This window comes from Paraburkholderia hospita (assembly GCF_002902965.1).
GTDB classification, from domain to species: Bacteria; Pseudomonadota; Gammaproteobacteria; order Burkholderiales; family Burkholderiaceae; genus Paraburkholderia; species Paraburkholderia hospita.
In genome coordinates, this window is sequence record NZ_CP026106.1 from 1,961,554 (window position 1) to 1,978,030 (window position 16,477).

The window sequence follows — 16,477 nt, forward strand, 5'->3', positions numbered from 1 at the left end:
TCAGTCGTCCTCGCGCCGGGCAGATGGTTTGTTGGTCGGAGCGCCTGAGCCAGGTGGCAAGACAGGCGGCGTTCCGTCGCCCGCCGCTCCGCCGCCCGAACCAGACGTCTTCTTGCTGCTCCGTTCCGACATCGTTTCGAGCAAGTAGAAGAACATCGGAATGAAGAACACGGCGATCACCGTCGCGCCGAGCATCCCGCCAATCACGCCAGTGCCGATCGAGTGGCGGCTGTTCGCCGATGCGCCAGTTGCGATCGCGAGCGGCACGCAGCCAAGAATGAAGGCGAGCGATGTCATCACGATCGGACGCAGCCGTTCGCTCGCCGCCGAAAGCGCGGAGTCGTACACCGTTTCGCCCGACTCCCGATTCAGCACCGCGAACTCGAAAATCAGAATCGCGTTCTTGGCCGCGAGTGCGACCAGCATCGTCAGACCGATCTGGAAGTAGACGTCGTTCTCGAGGCCGCGCAGCATGATCGCGAGCAGCGCGCCAAACAGCGCGAAAGGCACCGCCATCAGCACGCCGAGCGGCAAGCTCCACTTCTCGTATTGCGCGGCCAGAATCAGGAACACCATGATCAGGCCGAATACGAACACCAGCCCCGACGTACTGCCGGCCTGCCTCGACTCGTATGCTTCGCCGCTCCACCCGAAGGTATAGCCCTCGGGCAGCACCTGGGCCCCGACCTCTTCAATCGTGCTGATCACCTGTCCCGAGCTGTAGCCCGGAGCGGGATTGACCGTCACCTTGACCGCGGGGAAATTGTTGAACCGCGTCACCAGATCCGGGCCAGTGACGTACTTCGATGTCATCACCGCCTTGATCGGCACCATGCTGTTGGTCTTGCTGCGCACGTAGATCTGGTCAAGATCCAGCGGCGTCAACCGATACGAAGGCTCGGCCTGCAGGATCACCTGCCACAACCGGCTCGAACGGTTAAACTGCGACACGTACAGCGACCCGAACATCGTCTGCATCGCGCTGTACACCTCTTCGATGGGCACACCCAGCGTCTCCGACTTGTCGCGGTCAACGTTCACCAGTAGTTGCTGCGCCGATGCATTGAAGGTCGACGTCACGCGTGCCAGTTCAGGTCGCGCCTTGGCTTTGGCGATAAAATTGTCCACCACCGTGGCAAGTTGCGCGATGGTGGCATCGCCCTGAGCCTGGATCCATACCTCGGTGCCGCCCGTCGTGCCGAGGCCTGGAATCGACGGCGGGTTCACCGGCAAGATCACCCCTTCCTGCACTGAGGAGAGGCTTTCGTACGCGCCGATCAGCACCGCGCGTGCGTTCTGCGTTCTGATGTTCTTGAATTTGTAGCGCTCGTCAAAGCTCTTGAAGCCGATGAAGAACGTCCCTGCATTGTTCTTGTTCTGGCTATCCAGCAGGCTGTATCCGTCAACCACCACCACGCTGCTCACGGCCTCCTGCTTCATGAAATAGTCCGTGACGTGCTGCGAGACATCTCCCGTGCGATCGAGACTCGCCGCGTCCGGCATGATGACCGCGCCAAGCAGGTAGCCCTGATCCTCGGGCGGCAGAAATGACGTGGGAACCGCCCGCACCATGACGACCGACAGCGCGATCATGCCGGCAAACAGCAACAGCGCCACGACGAACCGCTTGATGACCAGCCTCACCATGTTCGAGTAGCCGATCGTCATCCGCGCGAACCAGTTGTCGAACCATTTGAAAAAGCCGCGCTTTTCATGGTGTCCCGGCTTGAGCAGCAGCGCCGCCAGCGCTGGCGACAACGTGAGTGCAACCAGTCCCGAGAACACCACCGAAATCGCGATAGTGATGGCAAACTGCTTGTACAGCTGTCCCGTGATGCCAGCGAGGAAGGCCACGGGCACGAACACGGCGCACAGAACCAGCACGATCGCGATGACCGGGCCGGCGACCTCGTCCATCGCCCGCTTGGCGGCGTCTTTCGGACTCAGCTTGTGGACGTTCATGTTGCGCTCGACGTTCTCGATCACCACGATCGCGTCGTCCACCACGATACCGATCGCAAGGACCATACCGAACAGTGTCAGCATGTTGATCGAGAAACCGAGTGCGAGCATGCCCATGAACGTGCCGACGATCGATACCGGCACCGCAAGTACCGGTATCAGCGTGGCGCGCAGGCTCTGCAGGAACACGAATACGACGACCACCACCAGCACGAGGGCTTCGAAGAAGGTATGAATGACGTCTGCGATGGATGCACGGGTGAAGTCCGTCGTGTCCATCGCAATGTTGTATTCGATGCCTTCCGGGAACGACTTCTTCATCTCGGCGAGCGTAGCGCGCACCTGCTTTGACACGTCGAGTGCGTTGGCGCCCGGCTGCTGATAAACCGCAATGACCGTTGCTGGCTTGCCCTGAAACTTGCTGCGGATCGAGTAATCTTTCTGGCCGAGTTCTGCGCGCCCGATGTCCTTGAGCCGCACAATCGCGACGTCGCCATTTGCGGCACGAATAATGATGTTGTCGAACTCAGCGGGGTCGGTCAGCCGGCCGGTGGTAGTGACTGCAAACGACTGTTCGACCGCTGTGCCCGTCGGCGACTGCCCGATGCGTCCCACCGCAAATTGCTGGTTCTGATTGGCCACGGCCCTCTGCACGTCGGCCGCTGTGATGCCCAGTTGGGCCATCCGGTCTGGCTTCAGCCAGATGCGCATCGCGTAGTCGGGCGTGCCGAAGATAGCCGACTGGTTCGCACCCGATATGCGCTTGAGCGCATCGAGCACGTAGATGTTCGCGTAGTTGGCGATATAGGTCGCGTCGTAACGCTCACTGGGCGAATAGATGGCAATGACCATCATGAAGGCCGACGACTTCTTCTGCACCTGAATGCCCTGCGACTGCACCGACGAGGGCAATTGCGGCAAGGCCAGGTTCACCCGGTTCTGCACATCGACCTGCGCCAGCTCCGGATTGGTGCCGATCTGGAAGAAGGCATTGAGCGTGTAGGCGCCCGTCGACGAACTCGACGAGTACATGTAGATCATGTTGTCCGCGCCGTTGACCTGCTGCTCGATCGGCGCGGCCACATTGTTCGACATCACATCCGCACTCGCGCCTGGATATGTCGCGGAGATCGTGATCTGCGGCGGCGTGATGTCGGGGTACTGGGCGATCGGCAGATCCAGCATCGCCAGCGCGCCGCCGAGCGTGATGACAATCGAGATCACCGACGCAAAGATCGGGCGGTCGATGCAGAAGTGGGAGATGTTCATATCGCCCGCTCCTCACTTCGTCACGGTCTGATCGGACTGGCGCGTCGCGAGATGCTGTCCTTCATCCGGCGGCGCATCGGTGGCTGCACCTGGCTGGGGCGCCCCGGTGATCTTCAGGGGGGTATCCGCGAGGACTCGAATTGCACCGTCGACCACGATGCGTTCGCCGGGTTGCAACCCGCTGTTGATGAACCAGTCGTCGCCATGCCATTCACCCACTTCGACCACGCGTTGACGCGCCTTTGAGTCGTTATCTACCACCCAGACAAAATGACTCTTGGCACCCTGCAGGACCGCCCGCTGGGGGACGAGGATGGCATTCGGGCGGATTGCTCCCGAGACCTGGGCACGCACGAATTGGCCCGGACGCAGCGTGCCTTGCGGATTCGCGAACGAGGCGCGCACGAGGAACGTGCCGGTCTGGGTGCTGAACGCCGGGTTGGTAAAGTTGATGTGGCCGGTCGAAGGAAACACTGTGCCGTCGGCAAGCACGACCGTCACCTCGAAGTCGCTATTTGACGGGAGCTTCAGTAGCCCTTTAGCGGCGTCGCTGCGCACCTTCAACAGCTCGTTTTCCGACAGGCTGAAGTTCACCCACATCGGGTCCAGCTGATAGATGTAGGTGAGCAGGCCCGTCGCGCTCGCGGTCACGTAGCTGCCATCCTGCTGTCTTGCGAAGCTCGACAGGCCGTCGAGCGGCGACTTGATCGTCGTATAACTGAGGTTGAGTTCGGCGGTCTGGACCTCGCCCTGGGCGGCGATCACGGCTGCTTCCGCACTCTTTTCGTTGCCGGTCGCGTCGTCCAGATCCTTTTTGCTCAATGCGTTCTGCGCGGCGAGCGGTATCACGCGGGCGAGATTGGCCTTCGTCACATAGAGCCTCGCCTGCTGCTGCGCGAGTTGGCCCTTTGCAGTCTGCAGCGCTGCCAGGAACGGCTTGGGATCCATCAGAAAGAGTGTCTGTCCCGTATGGACCAGTTGACCCTCGGTGTACACGCGCTTGTCGAGAAAACCGTCGACGCGGGCGCGGATTTCCACTTCGCGTGAACTTTGCGTCTGCGCGGTGAATTCGAAAACCACTGGCGTATCGCGCCGCTCGACCTTCATGACTGTCACATCGATCGCAGCGGCTGGCGGAGGTGCAGCCGGTTTGTGGCAGGCGGCGCAGAGCGCCAACGTTGCACAGGCAAGCACCCGCGCCAGAGCGCCGGGTGACAACCGGAGCGTGAAACGATCAAGCGTTACGTGTCTCATCGGATCACCCGTCGCAGCTACATGGCGGTGCAAGCACCGAACAGCACCAGGGCGTTTTCACGGTTGACGAGCGTCACGCCTATCGTGCCGTCCACCGTGTCGAGCACGATCGTCCACGCGAACGTGAACTCGGTTCCTTGCAGGAGAATCTGTTTCTCATCTGTTTGCATGAAGCGGATCGGCGTCGTGTGTTGAGGGCCGGTAACGGTCTTCTTCGCGAAGTCGATGCGCAGGAACTGCGGTGCGCCCAACTCCGACGGCAAGGCGCGCAAGCAGGTTTCCCCTGCATCGCAGGCATGCGCGTCGATGGTCGCGCACAGCAGCGGCTTGCTGCCGTCGAATTCAGCCGCGGACAGCGTGGCCGAAGCGAAACATAAGAACACTGCGAGCGCCATACGGAACGTGCTCTCTTTCATGGCCGCATCTCCTGCTGCTTGCGGAGGCTACTGAACCGTGTACCCGCGGCCGGTCATACATGCCCCACCGCGCGGTTGAAAGTGGCCAGTTGTTGCGACATCTGCTGTTGATTGGACTGGCGCTGCGCGGTTGCCGCCTGTTGCGTGCGGTGCTTTCGTATCCCGCCCGCTGCCGTGTCGACGACCGCACCAATCGCCGCGCAAGTCCGAACGAGACTCGCATCAGGTGTTGCATGGCGAAACGCCTCCTCGACAATCCAGTTCCGGCACATACTCACGGCCATCCGACGTCAACGTGAGACGGCGCAGTCAAGTCGCGGACTCATGGTTTGGTCTTGGTGATCTTCTGGCCTTGCACGCCGAGGCCCGCCATCAGACCCTCCTGGCCATAGATGAATGCGTAGACATCGGACTGCAATGTGGTCGTCGTCATCGACTTCGCCTTGCCTTCGTCCACGACAACGACACTCGGCCCCATGCCGACGGACCAACCGTCGCTGCTGTTCAGATAGCTGAGCGCTGCCGGTGTCATCAGGAAAAACGCCTGATGGAAGGTCTGCGCCCCAGCCTGCAGCCCGTATGACAGTGCCGTGACGTTGTAGTAGCCCATCACCTTGCCGTCCGGACCGAACATCACGCCGTTTCCTTCCTGCGCGCCGACAAGAAATCCCGCCTTCACGATGTCCGGAAACACCAGGACCGCAGTTGCCTTGGTCGCCAGTTCCCCTGCCTTTGGCGTTTTCTCAATCAGTGTCCGATACGCATCGCGTGCTTTCTGTTCCAGGTCAGGACGCGCTGACCCGGATGCGGAGCTGGAGCCCGACCCGGAACTGGACGAGTCCATGCTCGAACAGGCAACCGCCGCGAGCAGGACTGGAATCATTGCCATCAGGCGAACAAGCTTGAACATGATAGGACGCTCCATTCAAAAGGAGTCACTGCGTGACCGGGTCCCAGAGCGGCGCGCGCCGCGCCTCAGGTACTCCTAGTATTGGTAGCGGATCCGTCCGTTGGCAATTGAACTTTGGTCCAATACCGGTTCAGCGCGAACATGTCCCGACTAGGACGCCTGTCCCCCTTCCAGTGCCGCACGTACGGTCCGGATGAACAGATCATCGTTGAACGGCTTGAGAATGTAGGCGACCGCACCGCCCGCAAAGGCTTGTTCGCGCACGCTGATGTTATCGTGGGCGGTTATGAAAACGACAGGCGTGCCACTGCCCGACAGACGCCGCTGGACCTCGAGTCCATTGAGTCCAGGCATCTGCACATCGAGAATGACGCAGTCAGGGCGATATGACGGAATGGACGACAGCACGTTGAGAAACGCGTCGCCGCTCGCGAACGTTTCAGCAGCGATGCCGACCGAGCGCAGGAGTCTCTTGATCGCTCTGCACACCGATTCATCGTCATCGACGATGACAACGAATGGTTTGAGGTTTCCCATTGTACGTAGTCCGGTGTCCGGGAATGCACGGGGTGCTGCACTCCCCCAAACCATAGACTACGAGTCAGGCGCGAATACCGATAGTGGACCTTGGTGCAATGTGGACGAAGGGGTCGTAGCATGCCCGGACGACCGGCCGTTCAAGCCGGCTCGTGGCCGCTCAACGACGCGCGCGTGATTACGCGACGCCTGAAATGCCGACCTTGTCTGCGATACGAATGAGTTGGGCCAGCGACGTGGCTTCCATCTTGGCCATCACGCGCCTGCGATGAGCCTTGATCGTCTGTTCGACCGTTCCGAGTTCGCTTGCCACCTGCTTGTTCAGAAGGCCCGTCACGACGAGTGCCATGACTTCGCGCTCCCGCGGCGTCAACCGCTCGACGCGACCACGAAGCGAGTCGAGTTCATGCCGGATCGCGCGCGTTTGCACCGCACGCGCGAGCGCCTGTTCAATCGCTCGCAGCAAGTCGGTATCGGAAACGGGTTTGGGCAGAAAATCGGTTGCCCCCGCTTTCATCGCACCGACACCCATCGCGATGTCGCCATGTCCCGTGATGAAAATGATCGGTAGCGCCGCATCGAGTTCGCGCGCCAGTTCCAGCCCGCTCAGATCCGGCAACTGAATATCCAGCACGACGCACGCGGGACAGGCATCGGCCGGCATCCTGTCGAGAAATGCGCGTGCCGTACCGAATGTTTCCACCCGGTAGCCCGCCGACCGGATCAGACGCGCCAGCGCGCGGCACACGGAATCGTCGTCGTCGACGACGAATACAATCGAAGCGGAATCTGTCATGGTCTCTCTCGCGATTCATCCTGCTCCGTCGCATTCCCAACTGGCAATGCAACAAAGAACGTCGCGCCTCGGTCGATGTTGTTTTCGGCCCATAGTCGCCCACGATGCATGCCAATGATGGTGCGGCTAATCGACAAACCCAAACCGAGGCCCTGAGGTTTTGACGTAAAGAACGGCTTAAATATCTTGTCCAGCTTGTCGGCGGTCAGTCCATGACCACGATCGCTGATCGCGATGCAAACCATATTCTTGCTCTCGTGCCTGAGCGTCACCGACACCACGCGGTCAACGGGCGGCACATCGTTCATCGCGTCGAACGCATTGAGGAGGAGATTGAGCATGACCTGCTGCAGCTGCACCTTGTCGCCAGACACGGGCGGCAGATCGTCCTCGATGTCGAGGGTCACTCTCGTACCACGCACGATCGCATCGCTGCGCACCAGCAGGACGACGTCGCGGATAATGCCCGCGAGATCGAGCGATACCACTTCCAGATCGCCCTTCTTGACGACCGCGCGAATGCGCCGGATCACTTCGCTAGCGCGATAGTCATCCTGCACGATGTCATTCAGAATCTCTCTTACCTCAGCCAGATCGATGGGATCGGCCGCGAGAAAGCGCTGCGCAGCCTGCACGTTGCTCAGAATCGCGGTAAGCGGCTGGTTCAGTTCATGGGCTAGCGATGACGCGAGCTGACCCACTGTGGACACGCGAGTCAGATGCGCGAGATCCCGCCGGTTGCGCTCCAGCTCGAATCGCTCGGTTCTGTCGATGATGAATGCAAGCGTGACGCTGTCGTCGTCGAAGTGAAACGCATTGAGGCCGATCTCCACCTGAAATTCCGTGCCATTGTTGCGCCGCGCCGACAACTCGTGCAATGCCGTTCTGTCGCCGGACGCCTGCGATGCGAGCAACCCCGCTCTCATCGGAACGTGACTGTCGACATGCAGCCCCGGCACCAGCAGTTCGACAGGCTTGCCGATCAGTTCGTCGCATTCGTATCCAAACAGCCTGGCGGTCTGCGGATTGACCATCAACATCTGGCCACGCTCACCGAGCATCACAATCGAAATAGGCAGCAGTCCGAGCGCGTCGCGAAAGTAGGCCTCGCCGCTTTCTCTATCCAGAGCACTGGCATGGGTATCGTTCAATGGCACCGTTCGTGCGCCACTTTCATGCAACTGGCGGCGAACTGATCGGGCGGAAGCGGTCGCGTGCACTCTCTCCGGCATTGAACGCTCCGCGCGTGATGGACGTTGAGCGGCTTCCGGCGCACCCGCGTCCTCCGCCATGCGACGTTTGTTCACACGCCCATCTCCTGCCGAACCGGCTCGCGCCCCCCCATCGAGTGGAACTGCTCCTGCAGACGATGTGGAAGTCTGCGCACGCCTTGCATGCAGACGGGTCATCGCACGTTCGACATAATCGGCAAAACCTAGCGGTTTAATACTAGAGATCGCGAACGCCATCCGCCGTCGCCGGGTAAACATCATCAACAGCCACAGAATGATGGCTGTTTCCAGAACAATGATCACTGGCATGACGATGCCCATGGCCGGAGTTCCTCTCGAGGGCTCGCGCCTGGAGATAGGGCTAACGATAATGCACCCTCAGGATCTCCACGAGGTGAAGCGCGTTGATCAGAAGACTGATTCCGCTGCTACGTGTTGCGACGCTGGCCAGATAGTGAGGACCGTCGTTCGCCTTCGAGCGGTTTTTCACGCAGCGTCTTTACCGGGCTGTCGGTTCGCCACCTTGTTCGTCCTGGCGACGATACAAGGGGATTGGTCCGCACAGGACTGCATGCAGGCGTGGTCAGCCGAATGACGAGTCAGGTAACTACTACACGCGAAACCCTACTGAACGGTAAGTTAATCGTAGTACCGGTGCAAACAATAGTAAATGTCGAGTTGTTGGATTCTTTGATATATGGAGTGGAAGACAGGTGTGCTAAACGCTGAATTTCCACTGGATTGAACCAAAGGCCAATTGTTCACACGCCACAGCGCATATAGTCTGAATGATGTGACATCCGAGTTGGGAAAGACCTGTGTCGTCCGGCCGTCGGCACGCTACTGGCAAACGTGCACTAGTGAGAGTTGGAGAATAGGAAGCAGTTAGATTCGCATGACGTTACCGGCGGCGACACAGCGGCACTAGCGTCAATCGAGCCCGCGAAGGCAATGGAACGATAGCGGCACGATGGGCAGTACGAAAACTGGCCGCGCTCTATCGCGTGTTGCGAATAAGCATCTCTGACCTGGGACAGTCATGACAAAGGCTCACCCCGTTGCACCGTCACTCGCAACCTCGAGCTGGGGCAAGTTCGACCATACCGTCATGGTCCTTCAGGGAGGAGGCGCTTTAGGCGCGTACCAGGCCGGCATCTATACCGGCCTCGCCGAGGCTGGCGTCGCTCCGGACTGGATCGCGGGCGTTTCGATCGGCGCGATCAATGCCGCGCTTATCGCAGGCAATCCGCCTGAGCGTCGCGTCGCGCGATTGCGCGAGTTCTGGGAACGCGTATCGGCGCATGCGCCATTCGTGCCGCCCGTGTCACTCGACGCGATGCGGCCGGTTTTCAACTTCATGAGTGCAGCATCCTCAGTCGCTTTCGGCGTACCGGGTTTTTTCTCACCGCGGCCAGCACCGCCGTTTACCGTGAGCGACGAACACCTGAACACGTTAAGCCTTTATGACACGCAGCCGCTTAGAGCGACACTCGAACAACTGATCGACTTCGATCTGATCAACAGCAAAGCCGTGCGCCTTTCACTGGGCGCTGTCAACGTGCGCTCCGGCAATTCGGTCTATTTCGACAACGGCAAAACCACGATTGGGCCCGAGCACGTGATGGCGAGTGGTGCGCTGCCGCCTGGCTTCCCCGCCGTTCAGATCGACGGCGAGTGGTACTGGGATGGCGGCATCTCGTGCAACTCGCCGCTCTGGTATGTGGTGGACGAGGACTATCGAATGAGTGCGTTGGTCCTGCAGGTGGACGTATTCAGCGGCGCGGGCGAGTTGCCCAAGACGCTCGGGGAAGTGCAGGAACGCACAAAGGACATCCAGTACGCGAGTAAAACACGTTTCAATTCGACCCGTGTCAGCGAGATCGAAGCGCTCCGCAATTCGCTGCGCCGGGTTCTCGAAAAGCTGCCACCTTCGTTTCAGGACGACCCCGATGTACAGAAACTCAGCGCGATCAGCACGCGAGGCGCGGTCGCCCTCGTCCATTTCATCAACCGGCACAACACGCGCTCGGCGAACTTCAAGGATTACGAGTTCTCACGCGCGACCGTGATGGAGTTATGGGACTTCGGTTACAGCGATGCGTGCAAGTCGGTCTCGGACCCGCAATGGCGGGAAGCAACCGATCTGGGTAGTGGGGTTCACATCTACGACTTGACCCGGTGACCTGCCGGGTGAGCGAAACATGTACGAGGAGCAGGCGCATGACTGAAGCCGATGTGAAAGAGCGCGCATTTGCCATGCCGCTGACAAGCCCTGCCTATCCGCGCGGGCCCTATCGATTCGTCGATCGCGAGTTTCTGATTATCACGTACCGCACTGACCCCGATGTGCTGGCTGCCGTCATTCCTGCTCCGCTCGAAATGACCGAACCACTGGTGAAATTCGAGTTCATCCGGATGCCGGATTCGACGGGGTTTGGCGACTACACCGAAAGCGGCCAGGTCATTCCCGTCAGTTTTCGGGGCCAACGCGGCGGCTATGTCCATGCCATGTTTCTCGATGACGAACCGCCGATTGCTGGCGGCCGCGAAATCTGGGGGTTTCCCAAGAAGCTCGCATCACCCGAACTGAGGGTCGCCAAGGACACCATCGGCGGCGTCCTCAGGTACGGCCCGGTCCCGGTTGCGGTGGCGACGATGGGATACAAGCACCGTGCGTTGCCGCACGACCAGATTGCCGCGTCGCTGTCCGCACCTGGCTTTCTGCTCAAGATCATTCCTCATGTGGACGGCTCGCCGCGGATATGCGAACTCGTGCGTTATTTCTGCGAGGACGTGACCGTGAAGGGCGCGTGGGAAGGGCCGGCCGCACTTGAGCTGTTCCATCACGCGCTCGCGCCGGTTGCGGCCTTGCCTGTGCTTGAAGTGATATCGGGCGTGCACATCCTGACGGACCTGACGCTCGGGTTGGGCACGGTCGTCCATGACTATCTCGCGGAGTAAGCCCCGGCATCCCAGCAATATCCCCAAGGCTCTCAACGCGACTTCACAATGCTTCCGTGGGCAATGCCCGCTTCGCTAACGCACCGAACCGAACGGGGACGTTCGGGCACGTGTGACGAGGCAGCGGGTTCCGCACACACATTAGACCAAGGTTCAATATCGGTGTCCGTACGGGTCCCCTATTCTGTCTCTTGGGCACGTGCGTTTGATTGCCCTTTCCAGGAATCGGCCTGCGGAAATCAGGAACCAGGTCATTGTTACGGAAGCGGTGATCGCGACACTTTTCCTCGTTGATGACCGTTCGATGGCTATGTGAGGGCGATGTCATGAACAAGCGTCTCTTATGGTTTGCGATCGTACCGGTGTTGCTGTTCGCGGGTACGGCCGCCGCGCAATACCCGATTCTGGATATGGTTGCCGGCAAGCTCGTTCAAAAGTATCAGCAATCGTCATGCGAGCAGTTATGGCAGGAAAAAGCCCAGCAAAAAAGCCGGCCCAAATCGGAGAAGGAGCAGCAGGCCGTAGAACTGCTGCATAACGATCCACAAATGCGCGCTGCGTTCATCGACAAGGTGGCTGCTCCCATCGCCAGCAAGATGTTCGAGTGCGGCATGATCCCGTGATCGTCGCCGGGTGTGCCGCTGAACTGGACTACTCATCGAGGCCGCGATGACCTACGCGAAATTCCTGTGCTGCGTTACCTTCGCCGCGCTTGGCCTATGCCTGATCGCGAGCGGCCACGCCCAGCAGCCGCAGAAAACACAGCACACGGCTAAGGCAGCAGCCAAGCCCGCGAAGGCTGCCGCGCCGTCGTTCCAGCCAGGACTCGAACCGCGCGCGATCGACGTCCTCAAAGCGGCGTGCGCCCGCCTGGCCGCCGCGCGATCAATGGCATTCACGGCAGTCGTCTCCTATGAGAGCCCGAGCCGCCTCGGTCCTCCCCTCGTCTATTCGACCAAATCGGAGGTGACACTGCAGCGGCCGGACAAGCTCAAGGTCATCACCCTCGGCGACGGGCCGCCCTCGGAGTTCTACTACGACGGCAAGGCGATGATGGCGTTCGAGCCGGCGGACAACCTGGTCGCCGTCGCCGACGCGCCACCGACTATCGACGCCGCGCTACAGGTCGCCTACGACTCCGCCGCGATTTATTTCCCGTTTACCGATGTGATCGTCGCGGATCCCTATAAGGACATTGCCGACGGACTGAAGGTCGCTTTCTATATCGGTCAATCGCGCGTGGTCGGCGATACGACAACGGACATGGTGGCCTATGTCACCGGGGATGTGTTCGTGCAGATCTGGATCGGCGCGCAGGACAAGCTGCCGCGCCGCGTATATGCGGTCTACCTCAACGACCGGACCAGGCTGCGTCATGTGCTGGAACTGTCCAACTGGCAACTGGATGTGACTGTCCCCGCAGATGCCTTTGCTTCGTCCAAAGCGACCAGTGCGGAGCACATCGCGTTCGCGCGCCCGGACTCGAGCGACGCCCCAGGAATGAAGCCGCCGCCGAAGACGAAGCCGCGAGGAACCCAATGAGGAGACGCATCATGAAGACCGCCGTCATCCGCCTCCTGAGTGTGCTCGTCCCGGCGCTCGTCACCGGTCCAGCCGGCGCGTGGTCGCATGCGAACTATCGCGGAGGCAGCACGTCGCACGCGCCCGGTTCGGATTCCACAACCCGCAGCAACGCCTGGGGTGGCAGCGAAACGCACACATACGGGCAAGGCACGACCGCAACCGGCCGCTATGGTGATACTGCGACCCACCAGGAAGGATCCGGGAAAACGACCGTTACCAATCCATACGGCGGGAGCGCGACCCATACATATGGTCAGGGCACCACCGCGACCAACGCTTACGGCGGCACGGCGACCCACGCAACTGGATCCGGTTATACGACGTATACGAACTCATCGGGCGCGACGGCCTATCACAGTCCCTACTACGGTGGGACATATGCTGCGTACCATCCGCCCGTTGTCGTGAATAACTACGGGTCCGGCTGCTACAACTGCGGCGGCTGGTCCACAGCAGGCGCAGCCGCCGCGGGCGCTGTAGTCGGTGTAGCAGCCGGCGCGGCCATCGCTTCAGCCAACACGGCAGCCGCGACATCGAACGCATACAACGCCGGTGTCGCAGCCGGCAGCGCCAGTGCGTACAACGCCGCTCCCGTTGGCGGGACGTTCGCGATGGGTGCCGTCTACGCGGCATTGCCCGCTGGCTGCATCTCGCCCAAGGTTCAGGGTTCCACCTACTATTTGTGCGGCAATACGTGGTTCCAACCGTCTTACGGTGCGAATGGCGTTTACTACCGCGTGATACCGGCGCCTGCATAGAATTCCGGTGCGGACCCGAAACACTCGCATCGCGCACCGGTCAAGTAGTGAACACATCTTTACGCCAATGCGCGCGGTGTCTACGCGGGAGCCAATCGCTCACTGAACGCTTGCTGGCCTTGTGTGCGGGTGTTATTTCTTCGCAGTGAAAATGAACCGGCGGCGGCGCGATCGGAGGCGTGGCACCGAGCTGACCCCGTTACACGATAACCCGCGCCGCTGCCGCTGTACACGCGAAATTGCCGGAACGGCATGCTGTTTGCACGGATGGCTCCCATGGCATTTGCAGCCGCGTCCGTTGCGATGAGCCGCTCCGCATCCGCATCCCATTTTCTATTTTTAATTGCAACCCTGACTGTTGGCGCTGCGATAGCATGTCTTTCCACTCGGGCTCTTGTAGACACCCTTGCCGTTCTTCGTCTTGGCCTCTCCGCCCTTGCTTGTTTGCGTCGTCGTCACGCCGTTCTGATTCTTTTGAGCCTTCCACGCGTTGCCCGTATTCGCGTTATAGCCGCCGGCCGCCTGTCCGTTGTTGCACTCTGTCATGCCACGAGCGTTGGTGACGCACTCCGAGAACGCGTTCGAGGACAGCACTACACATATCAACATGAACAGAATTTTCATAGTCACCTCCTGATGTGACCGGCGCAAGATCCTTGCGACTTTCCCCCAAGGGACGATGCGGCCGGACTGACGCATCTTCCAGATTAGCTGCATTCACTCTCGTGCACATTGCACTTTAGTCCTATTGCGAGCAGCGATGATCCGGCCTTCTTATACGTCAGATAGCACATTGATCCTGGGCGTAACGTTTCCGGCGTTGCCGCCGCAATGCAAAGCCGGAACGGCCCCGAACACCGTAACGAATGATGCTCACGTCGCTGAACTCAACGAGCGTCGATCAGGGACGAAGTGTCGCGAAAATGCCGAAAACATCGATCGACTCCAACCACTCCTTCAGATCTGGTCACCGGCCCAGGATCAAGTCGATGAAGCGTGCTGTCGGGCACTTTCGAAAGAAACTTGCCTGCGTCGCTCTGCTCTGGCCGGCATTGTCGGGGGCCCAGGAAATGGAGCCGCGCACCTATTCGGCTGCACCGGTCGGAACGAATTTCGTGGCCGTCAACTACTCACGATCGAGCGGCGACGTCTCGTTCGACCCTTCGTTGCCGATCACCAACGTGCAGGCGAAGATCAATAGCTATGCAATCGGTTATTCCCACAGCTTCGGCATCGCTGGCCATACCGCAAGCGTTGCGATATCCGTGCCGTATGCGAGCGCAAACGTGACGGGCGACGTCGAGGGTATGCCCGAGCATGCGTACCGTTCGGGACTGGGCGACGTCCGCTTCAGGTTTGCCGTGAATCTTCTCGGCGATCCGGCGATGACCCCGCAGGAATTCGCGCAGCGCAGCCCCACCACTATCTTCGGTGCAAGTGTGAGCGTGGTTGCGCCGACGGGTCAGTACGTACCGTCCCGCCTGATCAACGTGGGGGCAAACCGCTGGTCGGTCAAACCGGAGGTCGGACTGTCCCAGCCGATCGGCGACTGGTTCGTGGAGGGAGCCGCGGGCGTGTGGTTCTTCACAGACAACAGCGATTTTTTCCACGGGCGGAGGCGCAGTCAGGATCCGATGCCCGTGTTCCAGTTGCACGGCGGCTACAACTGGCGGCCCGGGCTATGGCTTGCCGCCGATGTGACGTATTTCACGGGTGGTCGGACAAGCGTAAATGGCGTCCAGGATAAGGACCTCCAGCGAAGTGTGCGCTACGGCGTCACGCTGTCGGTTCCGCTTGCCGAAAAGTGGTCTGCGAAGCTCGCGTGGTCGCAGGGGCTGATAACACGCGTCGGCGGCAATTTCCAGACGGTCTCGGTTGCGCTCCAGTATCGCTGGTTCAATCGGTGATCAGGCTTGAGCGCGTGACCAGCAGAGCAAACGCGCGATCGAGCGGTTACTGCCCGATGATGGCAAGCGCGGCCCGCATGGGTCCAAGGGAGACTCTGACTACCCCATCGAGCGGCGTGTTCATTTCCAGGATCATGAAAATCGCGCCGGCAGTCGACAGAGCACCCAGGACCAGGACCGTTATAGTTGTGCCGTTGCGAGGGGCGAACAAGCCAAACGTGCCGAAGATAATGGCCAGCCACACCACCAGGACGACTAATAGCGGTATGGGGATTGAACTCTTCTCCTGGAGCAATGCCAGCCAGCGCGCCGTGAACACTTCATCGACAATCTGCAACGCCTTCGCCTGCAATCGACTTTGCGCCGCGTCGTGCGGCGAGAGCTTTTCCAGCTGCCGCTGAAAGTCTTCTGCCTTGGCTACTGCCTGCGGGCTCGTCATGCGCTCGAGTTGTGCGGGATCGGCGGTAGCGAGTAACGAGATCGACGCGGCGGTGTTGCGTCTAAGCTGTTCGCGGATATCACGCGTCTCGGGCCCGTAACTCGACAGCACGCGATCAAGACGAACGATGTCGACGGCACTGTGCACAACCTCGCCATTCGTCGTATCGAACGAGCCTTTCGCCGACGAGACCAGCAGGCCAAGTACCAACGCGGCCATGGTAGCGATCATGCCAGTCGCCAGTTTGACGACACTGGTTGATTCATCGCTAAGGTGGTGATTCGGCAGCACGGCGCGCAGACAGGAACCAAGCAGCGCGCTGCCGAAAATGCATAGGAACGCAATCAATGCGACAACGAGGTGGTCCACGATGTAACCTCCGTCCCCGGTAGTGCGCGTAAAGCGCCCTTGATCTTCGACGCGGAGCGCGGCGCCCCTGTTTTCATTGCGTG

The 16,477-nt window shown here is 60.3% G+C and carries 15 protein-coding genes; 6 read left to right on the forward strand and 9 right to left on the reverse strand.

Going from position 1 to position 16,477, the window contains the following annotated elements; genetic code table 11:
* From C2L64_RS27100 to C2L64_RS27135, 7 genes are all read right to left on the reverse strand, one after another.
* Positions 1-3,231 carry an efflux RND transporter permease subunit gene (locus C2L64_RS27100; RefSeq protein WP_079489046.1) on the reverse strand — a complete coding sequence of 1,077 codons (3,231 nt, stop codon included), beginning with the start codon at positions 3,229-3,231 and terminating at the stop codon, positions 1-3.
* 12 nt (positions 3,232-3,243) lie between these two features.
* A complete protein-coding gene (locus tag C2L64_RS27105; RefSeq protein WP_051495280.1) occupies positions 3,244-4,485 on the reverse strand; it encodes an efflux RND transporter periplasmic adaptor subunit in 1,242 nt (413 codons plus the stop codon).
* A 17-nt stretch (positions 4,486-4,502) separates the two neighbouring features.
* Positions 4,503-4,901 carry a hypothetical protein gene (locus tag C2L64_RS27110; RefSeq protein ID WP_007590263.1) on the reverse strand — a complete coding sequence of 133 codons (399 nt, stop codon included), beginning with the start codon at positions 4,899-4,901 and terminating at the stop codon, positions 4,503-4,505.
* Positions 4,902-5,223: 322 nt separating this feature from the next.
* On the reverse strand, positions 5,224-5,811 hold the full coding sequence (locus C2L64_RS27120; protein ID WP_007590262.1) for a lipid-binding SYLF domain-containing protein: 588 nt from the start codon (positions 5,809-5,811) through the stop codon (positions 5,224-5,226).
* Between the two features lie 150 nt (positions 5,812-5,961).
* Entirely contained in the window at positions 5,962-6,348 is a 387-nt protein-coding gene (locus C2L64_RS27125; RefSeq protein ID WP_007590261.1) for a response regulator transcription factor, read from the reverse strand.
* Between the two features lie 178 nt (positions 6,349-6,526).
* Entirely contained in the window at positions 6,527-7,144 is a 618-nt protein-coding gene (locus C2L64_RS27130; RefSeq protein ID WP_007590260.1) for a response regulator transcription factor, read from the reverse strand.
* Positions 7,141-8,697, reverse strand: a complete 1,557-nt coding sequence (locus tag C2L64_RS27135) for a sensor histidine kinase (protein ID WP_090838339.1) — start codon at positions 8,695-8,697, stop codon at positions 7,141-7,143. The genes C2L64_RS27130 and C2L64_RS27135 overlap by 4 nt, the downstream gene beginning before the upstream one ends.
* 718 nt (positions 8,698-9,415) lie before the next feature.
* On the opposite strand from C2L64_RS27135, the gene C2L64_RS27145 reads away from it, so the two are divergent.
* From C2L64_RS27145 to C2L64_RS27165, 5 genes are all read left to right on the forward strand, one after another.
* A complete protein-coding gene (locus tag C2L64_RS27145; RefSeq protein ID WP_007739164.1) occupies positions 9,416-10,558 on the forward strand; it encodes a patatin-like phospholipase family protein in 1,143 nt (380 codons plus the stop codon).
* A gap of 38 nt (positions 10,559-10,596) precedes the next feature.
* Entirely contained in the window at positions 10,597-11,337 is a 741-nt protein-coding gene (locus C2L64_RS27150; protein WP_009771153.1) for an acetoacetate decarboxylase, read from the forward strand.
* Between the two features lie 326 nt (positions 11,338-11,663).
* Positions 11,664-11,960: a hypothetical protein gene (locus C2L64_RS27155; RefSeq protein ID WP_007739166.1), complete on the forward strand. Its 297-nt coding sequence runs from the start codon at positions 11,664-11,666 to the stop codon at positions 11,958-11,960.
* Positions 11,961-12,006: 46 nt separating this feature from the next.
* Positions 12,007-12,879 carry a DUF2092 domain-containing protein gene (locus tag C2L64_RS27160; protein WP_086908637.1) on the forward strand — a complete coding sequence of 291 codons (873 nt, stop codon included), beginning with the start codon at positions 12,007-12,009 and terminating at the stop codon, positions 12,877-12,879.
* A gap of 11 nt (positions 12,880-12,890) precedes the next feature.
* Positions 12,891-13,679, forward strand: a complete 789-nt coding sequence (locus C2L64_RS27165) for a hypothetical protein (protein WP_007739170.1) — start codon at positions 12,891-12,893, stop codon at positions 13,677-13,679.
* A gap of 339 nt (positions 13,680-14,018) precedes the next feature.
* Here C2L64_RS27165 and C2L64_RS27170 read toward each other — a convergent pair whose 3' ends face one another.
* Positions 14,019-14,303: a hypothetical protein gene (locus C2L64_RS27170; RefSeq protein WP_007739171.1), complete on the reverse strand. Its 285-nt coding sequence runs from the start codon at positions 14,301-14,303 to the stop codon at positions 14,019-14,021.
* Positions 14,304-14,668: 365 nt separating this feature from the next.
* On the opposite strand from C2L64_RS27170, the gene C2L64_RS27175 reads away from it, so the two are divergent.
* Positions 14,669-15,586: a transporter gene (locus C2L64_RS27175; protein ID WP_086910233.1), complete on the forward strand. Its 918-nt coding sequence runs from the start codon at positions 14,669-14,671 to the stop codon at positions 15,584-15,586.
* Positions 15,587-15,632: 46 nt separating this feature from the next.
* Here the strand turns inward: C2L64_RS27175 and C2L64_RS27180 are convergent, their stop codons facing one another.
* The gene (locus tag C2L64_RS27180; protein ID WP_086910234.1) at positions 15,633-16,394 is read right to left on the reverse strand and encodes a bestrophin-like domain; all 762 of its coding nucleotides are present in this window, start codon (positions 16,392-16,394) and stop codon (positions 15,633-15,635) included.
* Positions 16,395-16,477 lie beyond the last annotated feature (83 nt).